The sequence below is a fragment of the Cutibacterium avidum 44067 genome, from assembly GCF_000367205.1.
Taxonomy (GTDB): Bacteria; Actinomycetota; Actinomycetes; order Propionibacteriales; family Propionibacteriaceae; genus Cutibacterium; species Cutibacterium avidum.
The window spans coordinates 539,203-557,578 of the sequence record NC_021064.1; the positions used below are offsets into that span (position 1 = coordinate 539,203).

At 65.0% G+C, this 18,376-nt stretch carries 21 protein-coding genes and 1 pseudogene; 15 read left to right on the top strand and 7 right to left on the bottom strand.

Annotated elements, in window-relative coordinates; genetic code table 11:
* Positions 1-3 precede the first annotated feature (3 nt).
* Entirely contained in the window at positions 4-423 is a 420-nt protein-coding gene (locus PALO_RS02470; protein WP_004808863.1) for a metallopeptidase family protein, read from the bottom strand.
* 115 nt (positions 424-538) lie between these two features.
* Here PALO_RS02470 and PALO_RS11830 point away from each other — a divergent pair, with 115 nt between their 5' ends.
* Genes PALO_RS11830 through aroQ form a run of 5 tightly spaced genes read left to right on the top strand, consistent with a single transcriptional unit; the run spans position 539 to position 3,731 of the window.
* A complete protein-coding gene (locus PALO_RS11830; protein WP_080564885.1) occupies positions 539-973 on the top strand; it encodes a DUF3499 domain-containing protein in 435 nt (144 codons plus the stop codon).
* A gap of 10 nt (positions 974-983) precedes the next feature.
* Complete coding sequence (locus tag PALO_RS02480) at positions 984-1,262, top strand: Trm112 family protein (protein WP_015582277.1); 279 nt, start codon at positions 984-986, stop codon at positions 1,260-1,262.
* On the top strand, positions 1,259-2,278 hold the full coding sequence (locus PALO_RS02485; RefSeq protein WP_015582278.1) for a phosphoheptose isomerase family protein: 1,020 nt from the start codon (positions 1,259-1,261) through the stop codon (positions 2,276-2,278). Before PALO_RS02480 ends, PALO_RS02485 begins: the two co-directional genes overlap by 4 nt.
* On the top strand, positions 2,275-3,303 hold the full coding sequence (locus PALO_RS02490) for a cation diffusion facilitator family transporter (RefSeq protein ID WP_004808859.1): 1,029 nt from the start codon (positions 2,275-2,277) through the stop codon (positions 3,301-3,303). Before PALO_RS02485 ends, PALO_RS02490 begins: the two co-directional genes overlap by 4 nt.
* Entirely contained in the window at positions 3,300-3,731 is a 432-nt protein-coding gene (aroQ, locus tag PALO_RS02495) for a type II 3-dehydroquinate dehydratase (RefSeq protein ID WP_004808858.1), read from the top strand. Before PALO_RS02490 ends, aroQ begins: the two co-directional genes overlap by 4 nt.
* 55 nt (positions 3,732-3,786) lie before the next feature.
* Here aroQ and PALO_RS02500 read toward each other — a convergent pair whose 3' ends face one another.
* Positions 3,787-4,029 (bottom strand): DUF3039 domain-containing protein, encoded by a 243-nt coding sequence (locus PALO_RS02500; protein WP_036909990.1) that lies wholly within the window; start codon positions 4,027-4,029, stop codon positions 3,787-3,789.
* Between the two features lie 108 nt (positions 4,030-4,137).
* Between PALO_RS02500 and PALO_RS02505 the strand changes: the two genes are divergently transcribed.
* Together PALO_RS02505 and malQ are read left to right on the top strand one after the other, a co-directional pair.
* Complete coding sequence (locus PALO_RS02505) at positions 4,138-4,947, top strand: RDD family protein (protein ID WP_041710213.1); 810 nt, start codon at positions 4,138-4,140, stop codon at positions 4,945-4,947.
* Between the two features lie 85 nt (positions 4,948-5,032).
* Positions 5,033-7,141: a 4-alpha-glucanotransferase gene (gene malQ / locus PALO_RS02510; protein ID WP_015582281.1), complete on the top strand. Its 2,109-nt coding sequence runs from the start codon at positions 5,033-5,035 to the stop codon at positions 7,139-7,141.
* A 101-nt stretch (positions 7,142-7,242) separates the two neighbouring features.
* Here the strand turns inward: malQ and PALO_RS02515 are convergent.
* Both PALO_RS02515 and PALO_RS02520 read right to left on the bottom strand, forming a co-directional pair.
* A pseudogene (locus tag PALO_RS02515) lies at positions 7,243-7,527 on the bottom strand (HU family DNA-binding protein); the annotation flags it as partial.
* Positions 7,528-7,714: 187 nt separating this feature from the next.
* Positions 7,715-9,055 carry a nicotinate phosphoribosyltransferase gene (locus tag PALO_RS02520; RefSeq protein ID WP_015582282.1) on the bottom strand — a complete coding sequence of 447 codons (1,341 nt, stop codon included), beginning with the start codon at positions 9,053-9,055 and terminating at the stop codon, positions 7,715-7,717.
* Positions 9,056-9,129: 74 nt separating this feature from the next.
* On the opposite strand from PALO_RS02520, the gene clpS reads away from it, so the two are divergent.
* Together clpS and PALO_RS02530 are read left to right on the top strand one after the other, a co-directional pair.
* Positions 9,130-9,423 (top strand): ATP-dependent Clp protease adapter ClpS, encoded by a 294-nt coding sequence (gene clpS / locus PALO_RS02525; protein ID WP_015582283.1) that lies wholly within the window; start codon positions 9,130-9,132, stop codon positions 9,421-9,423.
* On the top strand, positions 9,420-9,980 hold the full coding sequence (locus PALO_RS02530) for a DUF2017 family protein (RefSeq protein WP_015582284.1): 561 nt from the start codon (positions 9,420-9,422) through the stop codon (positions 9,978-9,980). Before clpS ends, PALO_RS02530 begins: the two co-directional genes overlap by 4 nt.
* A 3-nt stretch (positions 9,981-9,983) precedes the next feature.
* On the opposite strand, the gene PALO_RS02535 is transcribed toward PALO_RS02530, so the two are convergent.
* From PALO_RS02535 to PALO_RS02545, 3 genes are read right to left on the bottom strand one after another with little or no spacing between them, the layout of a single operon-like run.
* Positions 9,984-10,526: a NifU family protein gene (locus PALO_RS02535; RefSeq protein ID WP_023033130.1), complete on the bottom strand. Its 543-nt coding sequence runs from the start codon at positions 10,524-10,526 to the stop codon at positions 9,984-9,986.
* Positions 10,526-12,490 (bottom strand): ferrous iron transporter B, encoded by a 1,965-nt coding sequence (gene feoB, locus PALO_RS02540; RefSeq protein WP_015582286.1) that lies wholly within the window; start codon positions 12,488-12,490, stop codon positions 10,526-10,528. Before feoB ends, PALO_RS02535 begins: the two co-directional genes overlap by 1 nt.
* Before the next feature lie 52 nt (positions 12,491-12,542).
* Positions 12,543-12,854: a FeoA family protein gene (locus tag PALO_RS02545; RefSeq protein ID WP_015582287.1), complete on the bottom strand. Its 312-nt coding sequence runs from the start codon at positions 12,852-12,854 to the stop codon at positions 12,543-12,545.
* Between the two features lie 179 nt (positions 12,855-13,033).
* Here PALO_RS02545 and murI point away from each other — a divergent pair, with 179 nt between their 5' ends.
* The 6 genes from murI to PALO_RS02575 are packed head-to-tail and all read left to right on the top strand — an operon-like array spanning position 13,034 to position 18,050.
* On the top strand, positions 13,034-13,891 hold the full coding sequence (gene murI, locus PALO_RS02550; protein WP_015582288.1) for a glutamate racemase: 858 nt from the start codon (positions 13,034-13,036) through the stop codon (positions 13,889-13,891).
* 46 nt (positions 13,892-13,937) lie between these two features.
* A complete protein-coding gene (rph, locus tag PALO_RS02555; protein WP_015582289.1) occupies positions 13,938-14,702 on the top strand; it encodes a ribonuclease PH in 765 nt (254 codons plus the stop codon).
* Complete coding sequence (gene rdgB, locus PALO_RS02560; protein WP_036909994.1) at positions 14,699-15,313, top strand: RdgB/HAM1 family non-canonical purine NTP pyrophosphatase; 615 nt, start codon at positions 14,699-14,701, stop codon at positions 15,311-15,313. Before rph ends, rdgB begins: the two co-directional genes overlap by 4 nt.
* Before the next feature lies 1 nt (position 15,314).
* Positions 15,315-16,127, top strand: coding sequence for a thymidylate synthase (locus PALO_RS02565; RefSeq protein WP_015582291.1), 813 nt, complete (start codon positions 15,315-15,317; stop codon positions 16,125-16,127).
* A 40-nt stretch (positions 16,128-16,167) separates the two neighbouring features.
* The gene (locus tag PALO_RS02570; protein WP_015582292.1) at positions 16,168-16,638 is read left to right on the top strand and encodes a dihydrofolate reductase; all 471 of its coding nucleotides are present in this window, start codon (positions 16,168-16,170) and stop codon (positions 16,636-16,638) included.
* Positions 16,635-18,050: a DNA polymerase IV gene (locus PALO_RS02575; RefSeq protein WP_041709970.1), complete on the top strand. Its 1,416-nt coding sequence runs from the start codon at positions 16,635-16,637 to the stop codon at positions 18,048-18,050. The genes PALO_RS02570 and PALO_RS02575 overlap by 4 nt, the downstream gene beginning before the upstream one ends.
* The last annotated feature ends 326 nt before the right edge of the window (positions 18,051-18,376 follow it).

Sequence of the window (18,376 nt, forward strand, 5' to 3'; positions counted from 1 at the left end):
GCCTCAGCCGTCGATATCCGGGTCGATCTTCTCCACCGGAAGGCCGGTCAAGGCCGACAACTGCTCGACCAAGGTGCGATGGACGAGGATGGCCAGTCCACGCCGACTGGCAGTCCTCAGTTCGAGGGGACGTCGGTAGATGACGACCCGGGCAGGGGAGTCGTCACTGCCGTCGACCGCCGACGACAGCGGAACCCGTTCCTCGGTCCAGTCCGGCATCGTGGGGACGTCCTCCGCCCCTACGACGACGTTGTCGAGAATCCCCGGACACGACCGCTGCACCTGGCGGACGGCTTCGGCCAGGCAGGCCGTGAAGAACTCAGCATCGTTGGGGTCGATGCGGTCGATACGCCCGCCATAGGCACGCGGCAGGACGACTGGCCCACGCTGCCCACGACCATGACGGTTTCGACGCTTGGACATGACACCACTGTATTGCGGATGTACCAATGGTGCGATCAGACGAGTCCGGGCCACCCCCTCCGCAGGTGCAGGTCACATGTCCCTGGTGCACACACGCTCGCGCAGCCCCGACCGTATGTGTCGGTACCCGCGTGGCACCACAGGGAAAACAGGACTGTGGCGTACCGTGCCCTGGGTGAGAGAGTGCATTCGACCCGGATGTTCCCGACCGGCAGTCGCGACGCTGACCTACGTGTATGCCGAGCGCACTGCGGTCCTCGGCCCTTTGGGACCCAGCCGTGAGCCCGGCGCCTACGACATGTGCGCGGAGCACGCCGAAGCCCTCTCAGCCCCGGTGGGATGGGAAGTCATCCGACTCCCGGGCATCGATGATCCTGCGCCGGCACCGCCGGTGGACGACCTCATGGCCCTTGCTGCGGCTGTTCGCGAGGTGGGAATGCTGGAAGACGAGGTTGTCCCCGAGCCAGACCCCGCCTCGGTCCATGTCCTGGGTCGTCGTGGTCACCTGTCGGTGATCACGGACGCCAGCCACGACGTGCGAAGCCATTAGGATGACGGTCATGCCTGATCTACCGCTGGCCCCTGAGGCACTCGACCTCTCACCGGCATTCCTGGAGGTGGCAGCCTGCCCGGCGTGCCACTCCCGGTTCGCACTCGACTTCGACAGTGGGGAGCTGGTCTGTTCCTCGCCGTCCTGCGGGCTGGCCTTCCTGGTGCGCGACGGTGTGCCTGATCTTCGCCTTGACGCCGCCCGTCAGCGCGGGGCGACGAGGACCGCTGACGCGCAGGACGCCGAGGCCTTCGAGCCCACCCGTCGTCATGAGCTGAGACCTCGGTGACTTTCGACGACTCACGTCTCGACGCGCCGCTCGACCCTCTGACCGAGGGGGTCTTGCGACATCTGGCGAGTACCGGTGCACGTGTCCGTCGCGACTCGGCCAGCCTCGACGAGGTGCGTCGAACCGTCGGTGAATGGGGACAGCCCAGGGGGGTTCTCGTCGTCGGTCCGGAAGCCCGTCTGGTGCGCTCAGTTCTGGAGCCGGTGTGCCCGGTCCCCCTCGTCGCGTGGCCGTTCCGTCGTTTACCGGCATGGGTGGGTCCCCTGGATCTCGTGGCCGTCCTCGACGCCGATGGACGATGCGCGATCCAGGTGGCAGAGGCGCGCCGTCGCGGTAGCGCCATCATCCTGGCCTCCACCGGGGACAGCGAATCCTGGCGCGCTGCCGGTAACCATGGCACTGCCCGTATTCAGATGGTCTCTGAGGATCCCATCTCAGCCGCAGTTTCCGCACTGGCAGTGCTGGGCGATCTGGGGCTCGGTCCTGCCGTCGATCCCGGCCAGGTCGCTCGGGTGGCAGACATGGTGGCCGAATCGGCCTCACCGCATCGCGATCTGGCGGTCAACCAGGCCAAGGACCTGGCCTGTGCCCTGGCTGACGCCGAACCTCTGACCTGGGGCGGATCGGTGCTGGCCGCACGCGCTTCTCGTCGCCTGGCCGAGTTGATGCGTCGGGCCACGGGTCGAATCGCGCTGTCGGCTGACGCCGCCGCGCTGCGTCCCATCATTGAATCCGCTCCCAGACGAGATCCCTTTTCCGATCCTGACCTCGATGGTGAATCGCGTCGACCGGTACTTGTCGTCATGGATGACGCCGAGACCGAGCACGAGGTCACTCGTCGGAAGTTGGAGCAACTGTGTGCCATCCACGACGTGAGGGTGCGCAGCGTCACCCTGCCGTTGGGTATTGATGAGAGGTCCTCCTCGATGGACCGTTACGTTGCCCTCCTGCTGCAGGGAAGTTTCGCCACCGTTTACCTGGCCCTTGGGCTGGACCGTCTGGAGGAGATGTCATGAGTCAGTCCCACGTGGCTGGGGGGCCGGACGAGGCCGAGAAGCCGGAGAAGGAGGGCGGAGGTCGCAAGGCAATCATTGCCGCTGCCTCTGCCAACCTCGCGATCGCGGTGACGAAGGCCCTCGCATGGGCCCTGACTGGCGCATCCTCGATGCTTGCCGAGGCCATTCATTCGGTGGCCGACACCACTAACCAGGTCGTCCTCATGGTCGGAGGCAAGGCTGCCCACAAGAAGGCCGACGAGGACCACCCATTCGGTTACGAGAGGGCCCGTTACCTGTCCGGCTTCATCGTCGCCGTGGTCATCTTCAGCGTCGGTGGACTGTTCGCCCTGTACTCGTCGTACCAGAAGATCAGCGACACCCTCGCCGGCAAGCCTGAAGAGCTGCTCGACTCCCAGTGGTGGTGGGTGCCGCTGGTCGTGACCATCATCTCGGCATGTGCTGAGGGAGCCAGCCTGCACACCGCTCTCAAGGAGAGCAAGCCAGATCGCGATGGCATGACGATCCTGCAGTACATCCGCAAGGCCAAGGCCCCGGAGCTGCCAGTGGTCATGATGGAGGACGCGGCTGCCGTTCTCGGTCTGCTCTTCGCATTCCTCGGTGTCGGCCTCACGATCCTGACGCACAACCCGATCTTCGACGGCATCGGCTCAGCGTGTATTGGCGTCCTGTTGATCGTCGTCGCAGCCATTCTCTCGCGAGAGATGAAGTCCCTGCTGGAAGGGGAGTCGGCAACTCCGGAGTCACGCAAGGCCATTCACGACGCGCTCGTGGGCACTGACGGCGTCGACTCGGTCATCTACATGAAGACGGTCCACTTGGGTCCAGACACCATCCTGCTGGCTGCCAAGATCGCCGTCGACCCGGGCGACTCCGCACTCGAGGTGGCACGCATCATCGACAATGCGGAGGTGGCCGTCCGTGCTGCGGAACCGCTTGTCGGCCCGCTCTTCCTCGAACCTGACATTCGGTACGGCGATCGTCGCATCGGGGAGGACGAGAAGCGTCCGGAGGATCAGGTATGAGCAAGCCTGTCCTGGTGCTCAACGGCCCGAACCTGGGACGATTGGGTCGCCGTGAACCCCAGATCTATGGGACGACGACTCACGGTGACCTGGCGGCCCGGCTGATCGAGTACGGCCGCGAGCTCGGGCTCGACGTCGAGGTGCGTCAGACCGACTCCGAGGAGCGGATGATCGGGTGGATACATCAAGCTGCTGACGATCGCATCCCGGTCGTCATCAATCCGGCTGCCTGGAGCCACTACAACATCGCAATTGCTGATGCCCTGGCCCAGGTGGAGGCACCCTGCATCGAGGTGCACATTTCGAACATCGCCACCCGGGAGGAGTTCCGTCACCACAGCGTGGTCTCGGCGCATGTCACCGGGACGATTGCCGGCCTCGGGCTGAAGGGCTACGAGTTGGCCCTCGCCTGGTTGGCGACGGTCTGACGCCGACTCGCTCTCTCCGACGTGACCGAACCTGTGTGACGATGGTGCGGGGGACTCAGCGTTTCATCGACTCGAAGATCTCCTTGCACTCCGGGCAGACGGGGAATTTGTCCGGATTGCGGGAGGGTACCCACACCTTGCCGCACAGGGCGACGACAGGGGTCCCGTTGACCATGGCGTCGGTGAGCTTGGCCTTCGGGACGTAGTGGGAGAAGCGCTCGGCGTCACCGTCATCAAAGGATAGACGAGTCTTCTCCTCGACCGCCGTACTGGAACCTGGTGCCACCTGTGTGCTCATGGTGGACCAGTGTACGTGGCAGACATCATGCCTGACCACGGAGGACGACGAGTCCAGCTGGCAGCGGACGTAATTAGCATCATGGGCCCATCGTGGGAGAATGGACCGGTGACGAATGCGACTCCTCCCCCCATGGGCTGGTACCCCGACCCTGCCGGAAGTGATCAGGAGCGGTATTGGGACGGCGAACGATGGACCCGCAATCTGCGGAATCCGCCCGAACCCGAACCGCGTCATGTCACCGGTCATGTGCCTGAGACGCTGGCCCCGGTCTCACGGGTGCCCTCGTCCCCGCGTCAGACGACCACTGCGCCGCGGCACGGAGACGTGGCGGCGCCGCGCAGCGAGTGGGGCACCACCGCTGACGGTGTGCCCCTGGCCGGGTGGTGGTGGCGAGCCTTGTCGACCGTCATCGATTTCGTCCTGGTGTGGGCCGTTGTCGGCGTCACCATGCACGAGAAGATCGCCAGCATCATGGCCAGCTACCAGGCGTTCCTCGACGAATCGATGCGCAGGATCAGCGCGGGGGCGAGTCCGTCTGACGTCATCACCACGCAGTCGCTGAGTGATGCAGGGTTCGTCTACGACATGACGAGTCTTGTTGGTGCCGTCATCATCGCCCAGGCGATCTACCAGTTCATCATGCTGGCGACCTGCGCCGGTTCGGTTGGCCAGCTTGTCTGCGGGCTGCGCGTCGTGACCACCAATCAGGGCCAGGACCATCGCCGACTGGTGTGGTGGCGTGCTCTTGTCCGTGCCACGGCCTGGGCTTGTGTGGAGATTGGTAACCAGGTCATTGTGTTGTTGACTCCGTTCAGTTATCTCATGCCGCTGTGGCAGCGGTCTCGCCAGACCATCCACGACGCCATTGCCGGCACTCAGGTGGTTCGTCCGGTTCGCCAGCTCGACGCCGAGTGAGTTTTGTCCAGACGGGGCGACGATGTCGTCCCCACATTCCGTCCGCATTGATCCCGCCCCCACGCTGGGGCACCGAAAGGCCGTCATGTCCTTGACAGATCCCCACTTGACGACCCTGGCCGATTACTTCGGCATCGCTCGTGACTACCACGACTGGAAGGGCCAGTACATCGAGGTTGAGGAGGCGACCGTCATCGCCGTCCTTGCCGGGCTCGGGATCGATGCGTCGACCCCGGAGCTGGCCGAACAGGCATGCCGAGAGGTCGCCAACCGCACCTGGCGTCGTGTCCTGCCCGGAATCGTCGTGCTGCGCGAGGGCCAGGAAGGACGCGTCGACGTCCACGTCAATGCCGGGGAGTGGGTCGATGTTCACATCATCTGTGAGGACGGTCATCATCGCGAGTGTTGGCAGGTCGACAACTGGACCCCGGATCGCCAGGTCGAGGGGCGCTGGATCGGTGAGGCCACCTTCGGCATCCCGGCTGACCTTCCGCTGGGTTACCACACCATCGTCGCGACGACGGCTGATCACCGCGCCACGTCGACCCTGGTGGTTTCCCCGAACTGGCTCGGTCTGCCGAGGTCAATGGGTTCGTCCCGGGTCTGGGGCCATGCGGTGCAGCTGTACTCCACGCGGTCTCGGGGGTCGTGGGGAATGGGCGATCTAGCGGATCTGGCGGATCTGTCCACCTGGGCGGCAACCCAGGGTGCGGACTACATGCTCGTCAACCCATTGCATGCCAGCCAGGTTGTCTCCCCGATCGAGCCCTCACCGTATCTGCCCTGCAGCCGTCTCTTCCTCAACCCGCTGTACGTGCGCCCTGAGATCATTCCTGAGTTCGCAGACCTCGACTCCTACGAGTGTTCCAAGGCCCGCTCCGCCCAGGCTCATGCGGCCGCGACCACTGAGACGATCGACCGTGACCGTTCCTGGGATTCCAAGCTGCCGGTCCTCGAGGCCGTCCACGCCCTCGGTCTGGAAGGGTCGCGAGAGCTGTCCTACCAGGCCTTCCGCAGGCTGCGCGGCACCCGTCTGGTCGATCTGGCCACCTGGTGTGCGCTGACCGAGGTCTACGGCAACGACTGGCATGAATGGCCCGAAGGGTTCCAACGTCCCAGCAACCGAGCCGTCTCGGAGTTCGTGCGCGCTCACGAGGATCGCGTCGACTTCTTCATGTGGCTGCAGTGGATTGCTGACCAGCAGCTCTCGGCCGCCCAGTCGGCCGGACGTGACGCCGGGATGTCCCTGGGCCTCATCTGTGACCTGGCCGTCGGCGTCTCGGGTGCCGGAGCAGATGCGTGGATGCTCGGGAAACTCTTTGCCGACGGTGTCTCCGTCGGCTCCCCGCCTGATGCCTTCAACCAGGCCGGTCAGGAGTGGGGTCAGCCGCCGATGCGTCCGGACATGTTGGCCGACATGGCCTACCAGCCCTTCCGTGAGATGGTGCGGGCGGCCCTGCGACATGCGGGCGGTATCCGTATCGACCACATCCTTGGCCTGTTCCGGCTGTGGTGGGTCCCAGCCGGTCTTGGCCCGTGCATGGGAACGTACATCCGGTACGACCACGAGGCCATGGTCGGTATCCTGGCCCTGGAGGCCTACCGTGCCGGCGCCCTCGTCGTGGGCGAGGACCTGGGCACCGTCGAGCCGTGGGTGCGCACGTATCTGCGTGAGCGGGGGATCATGGGTACCTCGGTGCTGTGGTTCGAGAATGGCGAGGACGGCCATCCGCTGGCTCCCGAGCAGTGGCGTGAGTACGCCATGAGTTCGGTGACCACTCATGACCTCCCGCCCACCACCGGCTACCTCGCTGGTGACCATGTCGAGGTGCGTAACGAGCTCGGACTGCTCACAGAGTCCTTGGAGCACGAGCGGGCCGAGGCAGCCCGTCAGACGGAGACCTGGATCGGCATCCTGCGGGCGCGTGGAGTGTTGGAGGGGGACGATCCCTCGGAGGAAGAGATCGTGGTGGCGATGCACCGCATGCTCACCCAGACGCCGGCTAAGGTCCTCAACGCCACCCTCACCGATGCCGTGGGGGATCGACGTACCCAGAACCTTCCCGGCACTACCAATGAGTACCCGAACTGGCGGGTGCCTCTCAGCCATCCGGACGGCTCGCCGATGTGGCTCGAGGAGGTCTTCACCGATGAGAGGGCCGCGCGACTGTCTAGGGTCATGAACGAGAAGTGATCGGCTGACTTTGGTCGTAGGAGATGTGAAACCGGGGTCCGATGCCTGTTGGCATCGGACCCCGAATGCTTGATCACGGGTCGACAACCCGTGCCAGTCGCTCAGTCGGCAACGGCCTTCTTGAGGGTGCTGGAGGCCGAGATCTTGACGGCCTTGTGAGCGGGGATGGTCATGGACTCGCCGGTGCGGGGGTTGCGGCCATTGCGAGCGGGACGCTCGACGGCCTCGGCGGTGAACAGACCGGGAAGCTGCACCTTCTCGCCCTTGGCCAGGGCGCCGGTGATGACGTCGGTGAGAGCCTTGACGGCCTCGTTGGTCTGGGCCTCGGTGAGCGAGGCCTGCTTGGCGACAGCCTTGATGAGCTCGGACTTGGTCATGGGGTCTCCTAAGGTGGACTGTGTTCGGTTTTCGGCTTCTTGCCGTTTCCCTAATCAAGGACCCTAGCGGGTGTCGCTCCTCAGTCAAGCCCAGATGCGCTTCAACAGCGGGTTTTCCACCCATTTCGGACCAGTGTTTACCCGGTTGTCACATTTCGAGTAGTTGGAGCGGCCGGTTGAGCCAGTGCCGGAATACTCAGGACAACGAGGCGCCGAGAACGGTATCGGCGCCGTCATCTCCCTGCTTCACCATGATGGTCGGGATGGCCTGGTCGCCGCGGGAAATGCGTCGTCCGGAGATGGGCAGCTCGGCGATGGCAGCCTGGTGACGCTTGCGTGCGGCCTCCAGCGGCTCACGTCCCACGACTTCGCCGTCGACGATGAGGGGGACGATGAGGTTCCGGTCGTCAGCGTCGGCGGTCGGCTGCTGGCCCACTCCGACGACCTCGGCGGTGGCAATGCCGCCCGAACCGATGCGTCGCACCGCGAACTTGCGTCCTCCCACGGTGTTCTTGTGAGACGACTTCTTGGCCACCGGCAACAGCTCGGCGTCAGGGCCGTTCGAGATGGCACGGGCGACCAGCTTGTAGACGAAGGAGCAGGTCGGCGCTCCCGAGCCTGTCACGAGGGAGGTTCCGACGCCGAAGCCATCGACGGGGGCGCCACGCAGGGCGGCAATCTGCCACTCGTCAAGGTCGCTGGTGACGATGACGCGGGTGTTGGTGGCACCGAGGTCATCGAGCAGATCGCGGACCTGGCGGGCGGCGATGGACAGGTCGCCGGAGTCGATGCGGACCGCGCCGAGGCGTCCTTCGGTGAGGCGGACGGCCGTGCGCACGGCGTTCTCGATGTCGTAGGTGTCGACCAGCAGGGTGGTCTTCTCTCCGTAGGCGGCCAGCTGGGCACGGAAGGCGTCCTCCTCGGTGTCGTGGAGAAGGGTGAAGGCGTGGGCGGCGGTGCCGGAGGTGGGGACGCCGTAGCGGATGCCGGCAGCGAGGTTCGAGGTCGGGCCGAATCCAGCGATCCAGGCAGCGCGAGCAGCGGTGACGGCGGATTCCTCATGGGTACGACGAGAGCCCATCTCGATGATGGAGCGGCCCTCGGCCATCATGACCATGCGGGAGGCCGCCGATGCGATCGCGGAGTCATGGTTGTAGATGCTCAGCAGCAGTGTCTCGAGAACACAGGCCTCGGCAAAGGTGCCCTCGACGGTGAGGAGCGGCGATCCCGGGAAGTAAAGATCGCCCTCAGCGTAACCATGGATGGATCCGGTGAAACGGTAGTTCGACAGCCACTCGGCCATGTGCGGGCCGACGACCCCGGTCTTCTCCAGGAAGGAGACTTCTTCGTCGGTGAAGTGGAAGTCTTCCACCGCATCGAGGACACGCCCAGTGCCGGCGACGACGCCGTAGCGGCGGCCCTCGGGGAGACGCCGTGGGAACAGTTCGAAGACGCAGCGGCGGTCAGCGGTTCCCGATGCCATGGCAGCCTCGACCATGGTCAGCTCGTAATGGTCGGTGAACATTGCGGTCGACATGGGCCACAGTTTAGGGGGATGGGGCGCCCTCGTCGGTGGGGTTGTGTGTCCTCGCCTGGTGACAGAATGGGCACATGTCTGCAGCCACCGTGGAACCCATTGCACGGACCGACCGTCTCACCGATGAGGAATCGACGTGGACGACGGTCGTCTGGGACGATCCGGTGAACCTCATGGACTACGTGACGATGGTGTTCATGAGGTATTTCGGCTACCCCCGCGAGAAGGCCGAGCAGCTCATGATCCAGGTCCACAACCATGGCCGGGCCACAGTGTCCGAGGGGTCAAAGGAGGAGATGGAGATCGCGGTGCACGCCATGCACGGCTACGGACTGCAGGCCTCGGTCGAAAAGGGCGGACAGGAATGAGGATCGAGGGCACCCGGGATCGGTGGGTCTGGTACTTGGAGCGTCGCGAGACCATCGGCATCGAGATCGCCCTGGGCCACTACGTCGAGGCCTTGTCGCGGTTACGCACCGCTCCCGCCCATCGCACCTCGGGCGGAGATCCGTTCGTCTTCTGGGAGAGCCAGTTCTCCGGTCCCCAGGAGGACGACGAGGTGCGTCGGGCCATCCTGCCGAGCGCCTATCGCGACGATGACGCTGCTGACGCCCAGTTCCACGCCAGCCATGACGCCGAGGAGGTCGCCGCGCGTTGGGGAGATGCCCAGGCATTGCGGACTGATCTGGAGACCTTGCACCGAACTGGCCGTATCTCCATGAATCCGGAGACGACGCAGCGGTGGCTTCGTACTGTCAATGTGCTGCGGGGGATGATGGCGGCCAGGTTGGGTATCACTGACCAGATCACCGCTGAGGAGGTCGCCCGGGCCGCTCGGGAGGAGCTGGAGGCCGAGGAGGAGTGCGTTTACGAATGGCTCGGCTTCATTGTCGAGGTGCTCGTCGAGGTGGAGCTGTCGGAATAGGGGTCACACCTCTCGGACACTCACCGGCTCGCGCAACCTCAGGCTGAGCTGACGTTCCAACCTCTGGTGCAAGGTGATGACAGCTGCCGGACAACCCCGGCAGGCACCTTTCATGGCCACGTCGACAGTGCGCTGTCCGCGGTGGACCGTGACGTCGACCAACTCGATCGACCCACCGTGCATGGTGGCCACGGCACCGACGGGACCTGCGATGAGTTCGTCGGCGCACCGTCTCAGGGTCAGTACCTCGTCAAGGGCCTGGGCGTCAGGCCCACCGACCCAGTCGTCAGTTCGTTCGAGGGCGACGGTCAGCCCCGTCCGGAAGCCGGCGCCGATGCGCCCCCAATCGCCGTCGAGGGCGGTCGCGATGACGGCGCCAACCGTCACCTCGACGCGCACTCGATCCAGGAACTCGTCCAGACCTGGCGCACTCACCAGTTCGCCGGCGAAGGGCAGGCTCACACCAGAGATCATCCAACGCAGGGTCGCGGGGTCAGCCGTTGCCTCCGGGTGGACGGCCATGGAAGGTCGGGACGCAAGATTCATCAGATCACCAGATTCGTCACGAGACGCCCGATGAAGGCCATGATCCACGCCAGTGCGAACATGTATCCGAAGGCGATCGACGGCCACTTCCAGCCTCCGGTCTCCCGTTTCATGATCGCCACCGTCGACATGCACTGCAGGGCGTAGGCGAAGAAGAGGAGGAGAGCGACGACGGTCGCCGAGGTGAAGACCTTCTCACCTTGGTGCTCACCGTGCGTCCACGTCCAGCGGTCGAGTTGCTCGGCCACCTCGACGTCGTCCTCGGGATCAGTGGCCGAGGCCATCTGGCCCAGGGTGGAGACGGCCACCTCGCGGGCAGCCAGCGAGCCGATGAGGGAGACGTCAATGCGCCAGTCGAATCCCAGCGGTTCGAAGACAGGTTCGACGGCCTTGCCGACACCAGCAGCGATGGAGTGGTCCATGGTGTAGGCCGCCACCGCGACGTCGTCGCGCGGATCGACGCCGGCCTTGGACAGCTCGGCGTCAGAGCGCATCGGGAAGGTCGTCAGTGCCCAGATGACGATGGTCGTCAGCATGATGATGGTGCCGGCCTTGCGCAGGAAGGCCTTGGTCGGCTCCCACATCGCGATGCCCACCGAGCGCAGGGTGGGAATCCGGTAGGGCGGCATCTCCATGTAGAAGGGCAGCAGGACGCCCGACCGGTCGGTGATCTTCTTGACGACCCACGCCGCCGCCATCGCCGAGACCGCGCCGAGGAGGTAGAGCAGGAACATGGCCACGCCTCGACCGGAGAACGGGCCCATTCGGGTGGCCTCGGGGACGAGCATGCCCACGAGGAGCACGTAGACAGGCAGGCGCGCTGAGCACGTGGCCAGCGGGACGCCGAGCATCGTCGCGATACGGTCCTTGGCCGAGGGAATGGTCCTCGTGGCCATGATGCCTGGAATGGCGCAGGCGAAGGAGGACAACATCGCCACGAAGGCTCGTCCTTCCAACCCGGCACGGCTCATGACCTTGTCCATGAGGAACGCCGCCCGCGACATGTAGCCCACCGCGTCGAGCAGGGCCAACAGCAGGAACATCAGCAGGATCTGTGGCACGAAGACCAGCACCGAACCGACGCCGCCGATGATTCCGTCTCCCAGCAGACCGGCGAGGATGGGGTTGGAGACGTGGGTGTCGACTTCACCACCGAGCCACCCGAAGAACTCGTCGATGGCGTCCTGGAAGGGGGCTGCCCACGTGAACAGCGCCTGGAAGAACATGAACATCACCAGGAAGAAGATGATCGTTCCCCACACCGGGTGCAGCAGCACCTTGTCAATGCGCTCGGTTCGGGAGTCAGGGTGGGGGTCCTGGTAGCCGATGCTGGCCAGGATGGAATCGACCCAGCCGGCCAGTTCCTCGGCGTCGGTGGGCGGCAGGACGGGGGGACGGCTCCAGGTCTGCCACTCGCTGATGAGGTGGCGCAGTTCCCCGATGCCGATGCCACGATTGGCGACCACGGACACCACCGGCACGCCCAATGCCTGGGACAGGGCGGTGGTGTCGAGGCTGCCGCCACGGCGTCGCAGCTCGTCAGTCATGGTGACGACGACGGCGGTGGGCAGATTGCGTTGCAGAGTTTCGGCGAGGAGCAGCAGCGAGCGCCGCAATGCCGTCGCGTCGGTCACGACGAGGACGCCGTCGGGCGATTGCACGCCTTCGAGGGAGGAGTCCAAGGCTTCGGCGACAACGGCCTCGTCAGGGGAGATGGGGTTGAGGGAATAGGCGCCGGGGAGGTCCTCGATGCCGTATTCAACGTTGCCGATCCGGCAGACGCCGGTAGTGCGAGCGACGGTGACCCCGGGGTAGTTGCCAGTTTTGGCGTGCAGGCCGGTGAGTTGGTTGAAGATCGACGTCTTGCCGCCGTTGGGTGAGCCGACCAGGTACAGGCTCGGGGAGCCCTTCGTTGGCTCCGCTGTCGGGGCGGCGTGGCAGGACGTTGCGGTGGGTGTGGGCATCAGGAAACCTCGAATGGACGCACGCTGAGGTGCGCAAGATGAATGGGGAAGGTCACGCGGCGACAGCGGCGACGCACGGCTGAGCAGTCGGCTGCGGCTGGGGTATCGGGCGGACCATGATCATGTCGGCCTGGGCGCGTCGCAGGCACATCTGGACGTCGCAGACGTGGAAGACCATGGGGCCGCCGAAGGGTGCTTGACGGACCTTGGTGATCTCACGGCCTCGTCCGAAACCGAGCATGCGGAGTCGGTGTGAGATGTGATCGGCGCAGTCGGTGGCGATGTCCTCGATAGTCGCGCTCTGCCCAGTCGGCAGTGAACTGAGCGGTACGACGACGGCGTTGTTCGCGATGCTGCGGTTCATGTGCCTCGTCATGGTGCTCCTCCTCGATGGTCATGGCGACGCCGGAATCCCGACGCACGATTAGAGAATAGCCAAGCCTTACCTCATTGTCATCACTGGGGGTCGTTTTCGTCATGCCAGCGTCAGCAAAACCGTGCGCATGGCCGGTTTCCGGCGAGGGCGCGGTAGTCTTGCCAGCCGTGACCGAACCTGACCTCGACGTTGTCGACGCCCCGATCGGCATCTTCGACTCTGGATTCGGAGGGCTGACGGTGGCGCGATCCGTCGTCGACCTCATGCCCAACGAGGACATCGTCTATCTGGGTGACACGGACCGCGCTCCCTACGGCGAGAAGACGATTGCCGAGGTGCGTCGCTACGCCCTGCAATGCCTCGACCGTCTCGTCGCCCAGGGCGTGAAAGCCCTCCTCATCGCCTGTAATACGGCGTCGTCGGCAGTGCTGAGGGATGCCCGGGAGCGCTACGACGTCCCGGTCATTGACGTCATCATGCCGGCCGCTCGCCGAGCCAGTTCAGCCACCCGGAACGGTCGTATCGGCGTCATCTGCACCGACGCCACGGCTCGATCCTTGTCGTACGAGGACGCCCTGGCTGCGGTGCCCGGCATCACCCTGACGACCCAGGCCTGTCCGAAATTCGTCCCCTACGTCGAGGAGGGGGTCACCAGCGGGCCGGAGTTGGAGGCCATCGCGCGGGACTACCTGGAGCCGATCCGCGAGGCCGGTTGCGACACCCTCATCCTGGGCTGTACCCACTACCCGCTGCTGGCTGGGCTCATTTCCTATGTCCTGGGCGACGACGTCACCCTCATCTCCTCCTCCCACCAGTGTGCGCGGGCCTCCTATTCCTTGATGGCGGACTCGGGGTTGCTGCACTCCGAGCCTCGGGAGTCCATCCGCTACTTCCTGACGACGGGCAATGCAGAGCGATTCGAGAGATTGGGACGACGGCTCATGGAGGGTTTCGTCCACGACGTGCAGTCGGTGCACGCTGACCGGAATCCTCTCGGGGACCGTGCGTCGTGCGCGACTGAGTGACGCCGCTGAGCGACCTGGGGAGCGTACCGTGTCATAGCCCTGATTCGTGTCAGTCCCTCCCACTACCCTTGGCAGCGTGAGTGAGACTTCTCGAAGTGATGGACGCCGCCTGGACCAGTTGCGAGACGTCAGGATCGAACGCGGCTGGTTGACCCAGGCCGAGGGATCGGTGCTGGTGAGTTTCGGTCGCACCACCGTGCTGTGCAATGCGTCGGTCACCGAGGGGGTGCCGCGCTGGCGCAAGGGATCGGGCCTGGGCTGGGTGACGGCGGAGTACGAGATGCTGCCGCGCGCCACCAACGAGCGCTCCGCTCGGGAGTCCCGCAAGGGCAAGGTCGGCGGGCGCACCCACGAGATCTCCCGGCTGGTCGGACGGTCCCTGCGCGCCGTCGTCGACGACAAGGCGCTGGGTGAGAACACCATCATCCTCGACTGCGACGTGCTGCAGGCCGACGGAGGTACGCGCACTGCCTCCATCACCGGTGCCTACGTCGCCTTGGTCGACGCCGTCAACTGGCTGCGAGAGCGCGGCAGTCTGGCCGGGGAACCCATCACCGGATCGGTGCAGGCCATCTCGGTGGGAGTCGTCGGTGGCACCCCGATGCTCGACCTTGCCTACGAGGAGGACTCCCGAGCTGACACCGACATGAATGTCGTCATGAGCGGCGACGGGGACTTCGTCGAGATCCAAGGGACCGCGGAGGGGGCTCCCTTCAACCGTGGCCTCCTCAATGACCTGCTCGATCTGGCTGCCGGCGGCTGCGCCTCGCTCAAGGCTGCACAGTCTGAGGCCCTCGGGGTGACGCTGTGAGCAGGGTTGTGCTGGCGTCCAACAATGCCAAGAAACTGGTCGAACTGCGGCGTACCTTCGAGGCGGCCGGGACTGACGTCGAGATCGTCGGTCTGTCGGAGGTCAGTGATGCTGCGGCTCCCGAGGAGACCGGCACCACCTTCGTCGAGAACGCCCTCATCAAGGCCCGAGCTGCTGCCCATGACACCGATCTGCCGGCGCTGGCCGACGATTCCGGTCTCGAGGTTGACGCCCTCAATCGGATGCCGGGCATCCGTTCGGCACGCTGGTCGGGACGCGAGGCGACCGACGCGCGCAACCTCCAGTTGCTGCTCGACCAGACCTTCGACCTTCCCCACGAGCGTCGTCGTGGTCGGTTCGTGTGCGCGATGGCGTTCGTCGACCCTGATGGCACCGAGATCACCAAGGTCGCCACGATGGAGGGGCGGATCATCTCCGAGGCGCGCGGGGAGAACGGGTTCGGTTACGATCCGATGTTCGTGCCTGATGCTCAGCCCGGTGACCTCACCAGCGCTGAGATGTCCGCTGAGGTCAAGGACGCCATCAGCCATCGTGGGCAGGCCGTTCGTGCCATCGTCCCGGCAGTTGTCGCTCACCTGGAAGGGCGCTGACGTGCAGGTTTACCTCGACCTGTTGCGACGGATCCTCGACGAGGGTGTGCGTCGTGAGGACCGTACCGGCACCGGGACCCTGAGTGTCTTCGGCCATCAGATGGCCTTCGACCTGTGTGAGGGTTTCCCGCTGGTGACGACGAAGAAGATCTACACCCGTAGCGTGTTCGGGGAGCTGTTGTGGTTCCTGCGCGGGGACACCAATATCGGCTGGCTGCACGAGAACAACATCCATATCTGGGATGAATGGGCCGACGAGAATGGCGACCTGGGACCGGTTTACGGTCACCAGTGGCGTTCCTGGCCCGACGCCGACGGCGGCACGATCGACCAGATCGCCAAGGTCATCGAGCAGATCCGCACTAACCCGTGGTCGCGTCGGCACATCGTCTCGGCGTGGAATGTGGCCGAGGTCGACGAGATGGCCCTGCCGCCCTGTCACACCTTGTTCCAGTTCTATGTCACTCCTGACGAGAACGGGGATCCGGAATGGCTGAGCTGCCAGCTGTATCAGCGTTCCGGTGACACCTTCCTCGGTGTGCCGTTCAACATTGCGTCCTACGCACTGCTCACCCGTCTGGTGGCATCGGTGACGGGATTGAAGCCGCTGAAGTTCGTCCACACCTTGGGTGACGCCCACCTCTATCTCAATCACCTCGATCAGGTGCACGAGCAGCTCGAGCGTGAGCCGCGACAGCTTCCTCAGCTGACCGTCAATCCGGAGATTCGTGACATCGACGGGTTCGAGCTGTCGGACATCACCTTGACCGGGTACGACCCCTGTCCGGCCCTTCCCGCCCCGATTGCCGTCTGAGCACGGCCGGATTGCAGGATTCGAAGTACCAGGAGGGATGATGAAGGTCGTCGCCATCGCAGCGGTCGCCGACAACGGCGTCATCGGGTCCGGCCAGGACATGCTCTGGCACATCAGCGAGGACTTCCGCCGCTTCAAGAGGGTGACGATGGGCCACACCCTGGTGTTCGGGCGGTGCACCTTTGAACAGATCGGCAAGCTCCCGGGACGGCATCACATCATCTGCACCCGCGACCGGCAGTGGTCTGCCGATGGCGTCGACGCCGCCGCCAGCCCGCGTGAAGCCGTCGAGATGGCTCGTGACGCCGGTGAGACGATCTGCTACATCGCCGGTGGCGGCCAGATCTACGCCGATGCCCTCGACCTGTGCGACGAGCTCGACATCACCGAGGTCCACCAGAGACCGGAGGGTTCGGCACGATTCCCCCACATCGATCGGCGGGTGTGGGTCGAGACCCGACGTGAGCCCCGTGACGGGTTCGACTTCGTCGGGTATCGGCACCGGGCATGAGATCGATGGCGTCGATCCTCCACCTGGACATGGATGCCTTCTTCGCCTCGGTGGAGCAACGGGACAAGCCCTCCCTGGTCGGCAAGGCCGTGATCGTCGGTGGGGTCGGTGGTAGGGGAGTCGTGGCGACGGCCTCCTACGAGGCCCGTAAATTCGGCGTCCACTCCGCCATGGCAGGGACACAGGCTCGACGTCTGGCTCCCCATGCTGCCTTTCTCTCGGGACGATTCCAGGCATACCGGGAGTCCTCCAAGGTCGTTATGGCAACCCTGCGAGAACTGTCGCCCCTCGTCGAGCCGCTGAGCCTCGATGAGGCCTTCGTCGATCTGGAGTCGGGAGGGATCGACGTCGAGGATCTTGACGCGCTGCACCAGGTTGCTGTCGATCTCCGCGCCCGAGTCTTCGAGCGCACCGAGGGACTGAGTTGCTCGGTGGGGATCGGCTCGAGCAAGTTCATGGCCAAGGTTGCCTCCGAGATGGCCAAGCCGAAGCGCGGTCACAGTGACCAGATCGCCCTCGTCGCCCCCGGGACCGAGGTCGACATCATTGCTCCCCTACCAGTGCGGGCGATTCCCGGAGTCGGACCAGTCACTGCGGAAAGGCTGGACAAGCTCGGCCTGCGCACCATCGCTGATGTCCGTGCTGCTCGGGAGTCGGAGCTCGTCCATGAGTTGGGCCATGCGTCGGGGACGAGCCTTGTTGCCTTGTCACGGGCCTGGGATGACCGGCCGGTGGTCGCGAGCCGGATCGCCAAGTCGATCTCGGTGGAGGACACCTTCGAGCACGATCTCACCAATCGCGAGGAGTGTCGCCATATCGTCGAGCGCCATGCCGTCCTGGTGTGCGGGCGACTCAAAAAGTCCGGGCATTTCGCCCGCACCGTCACTCTCAAGGCGAAGATGGCGGACTTCCAGGTGTGGTCGCGGTCGGTGACCCTGACTGGCGCCACTGACTCGCCCGAGAGGATTACCCATCTGGCAGTGCGGATGCTCGATTCCCTCGACCTGCGTGAGGGGGTTCGGTTGCTGGGAGTCGGTGTCTCCAACTTCACGACCTCAGCCCAGGAAGAACTCTTCATCATCGACGACGACGGACATCTGCTCGATGAACCCGAGGTGACCGAGGATGTCACGCCTGTCCAACCCGGGCCCTTCGGCCGGCGGCGATCCTTCGACGGCAGGCGTTGGCCGCCGGGCGCCGACGTGGTTCACGATGAGTACGGCCGCGGCTGGGTGTGGGGATCGGGGCACGGGGTCGTGACGTGCCGGTTCGAGTTCCGGGGCAGCCCGATCGGCAGGGTGCGGTCGGTTCCCGAGGACGACGCGGCTCTGCACCCGGCACACCCTCTGGGTCTGGCATGGCAGCCGGAGGACCGGGAGAGGCCCTCATCGGAGGATGAGCCTTCCCAGTGATCTCGCGGGGTGGATGCCCACAAGCCCGACTCCCGTGGTGGATGCCTGTGTCGATGAGCGTTTGGTGAGCGTTTTTTGGGGGGTGGGTATGGCATCTGTCGGGACGAGTGTATCTTTTTCTCTGTCAGCCCAATGGATGGGTTGATACCCAGGTGATGTGGGGAAGTCGGTGGGAATCCGGCGCTGTCCCGCAACCGTGACCATGCCGCAAGGTGTGGAAGTCGGAGTACCAGATCACCGCGGGGATTGGTTTCTGGTTCCGTCGAGGGTTACGGATCGACACCGACGCATGCTACGCCTGTGCTGCCCCGTGGCTCCCCTCGGAA

What these genes read in the sequence shown, in the direction of transcription:
- PALO_RS02500 (WP_036909990.1), bottom strand. Translation starts at nt 4,029, where the DNA reads ATGAGCACACAGGTGGCACCAGGTTCCAGTACGGCGGTCGAGGAGAAG.
- feoB (WP_015582286.1), bottom strand. Translation starts at nt 12,490, where the DNA reads ATGCCCACACCCACCGCAACGTCCTGCCACGCCGCCCCGACAGCGGAG.
- PALO_RS02570 (WP_015582292.1), top strand. Translation starts at nt 16,168, where the DNA reads ATGAAGGTCGTCGCCATCGCAGCGGTCGCCGACAACGGCGTCATCGGG.
- PALO_RS02530 (WP_015582284.1), top strand. Translation starts at nt 9,420, where the DNA reads ATGAGGATCGAGGGCACCCGGGATCGGTGGGTCTGGTACTTGGAGCGT.
- aroQ (WP_004808858.1), top strand. Translation starts at nt 3,300, where the DNA reads ATGAGCAAGCCTGTCCTGGTGCTCAACGGCCCGAACCTGGGACGATTG.
- PALO_RS02470 (WP_004808863.1), bottom strand. Translation starts at nt 423, where the DNA reads ATGTCCAAGCGTCGAAACCGTCATGGTCGTGGGCAGCGTGGGCCAGTC.
- PALO_RS02480 (WP_015582277.1), top strand. Translation starts at nt 984, where the DNA reads ATGCCTGATCTACCGCTGGCCCCTGAGGCACTCGACCTCTCACCGGCA.
- clpS (WP_015582283.1), top strand. Translation starts at nt 9,130, where the DNA reads ATGTCTGCAGCCACCGTGGAACCCATTGCACGGACCGACCGTCTCACC.
- PALO_RS02575 (WP_041709970.1), top strand. Translation starts at nt 16,635, where the DNA reads ATGAGATCGATGGCGTCGATCCTCCACCTGGACATGGATGCCTTCTTC.
- PALO_RS11830 (WP_080564885.1), top strand. Translation starts at nt 539, where the DNA reads ATGTGTCGGTACCCGCGTGGCACCACAGGGAAAACAGGACTGTGGCGT.
- PALO_RS02490 (WP_004808859.1), top strand. Translation starts at nt 2,275, where the DNA reads ATGAGTCAGTCCCACGTGGCTGGGGGGCCGGACGAGGCCGAGAAGCCG.
- PALO_RS02520 (WP_015582282.1), bottom strand. Translation starts at nt 9,055, where the DNA reads ATGTCGACCGCAATGTTCACCGACCATTACGAGCTGACCATGGTCGAG.
- PALO_RS02535 (WP_023033130.1), bottom strand. Translation starts at nt 10,526, where the DNA reads ATGAATCTTGCGTCCCGACCTTCCATGGCCGTCCACCCGGAGGCAACG.
- malQ (WP_015582281.1), top strand. Translation starts at nt 5,033, where the DNA reads ATGTCCTTGACAGATCCCCACTTGACGACCCTGGCCGATTACTTCGGC.
- PALO_RS02545 (WP_015582287.1), bottom strand. Translation starts at nt 12,854, where the DNA reads ATGAACCGCAGCATCGCGAACAACGCCGTCGTCGTACCGCTCAGTTCA.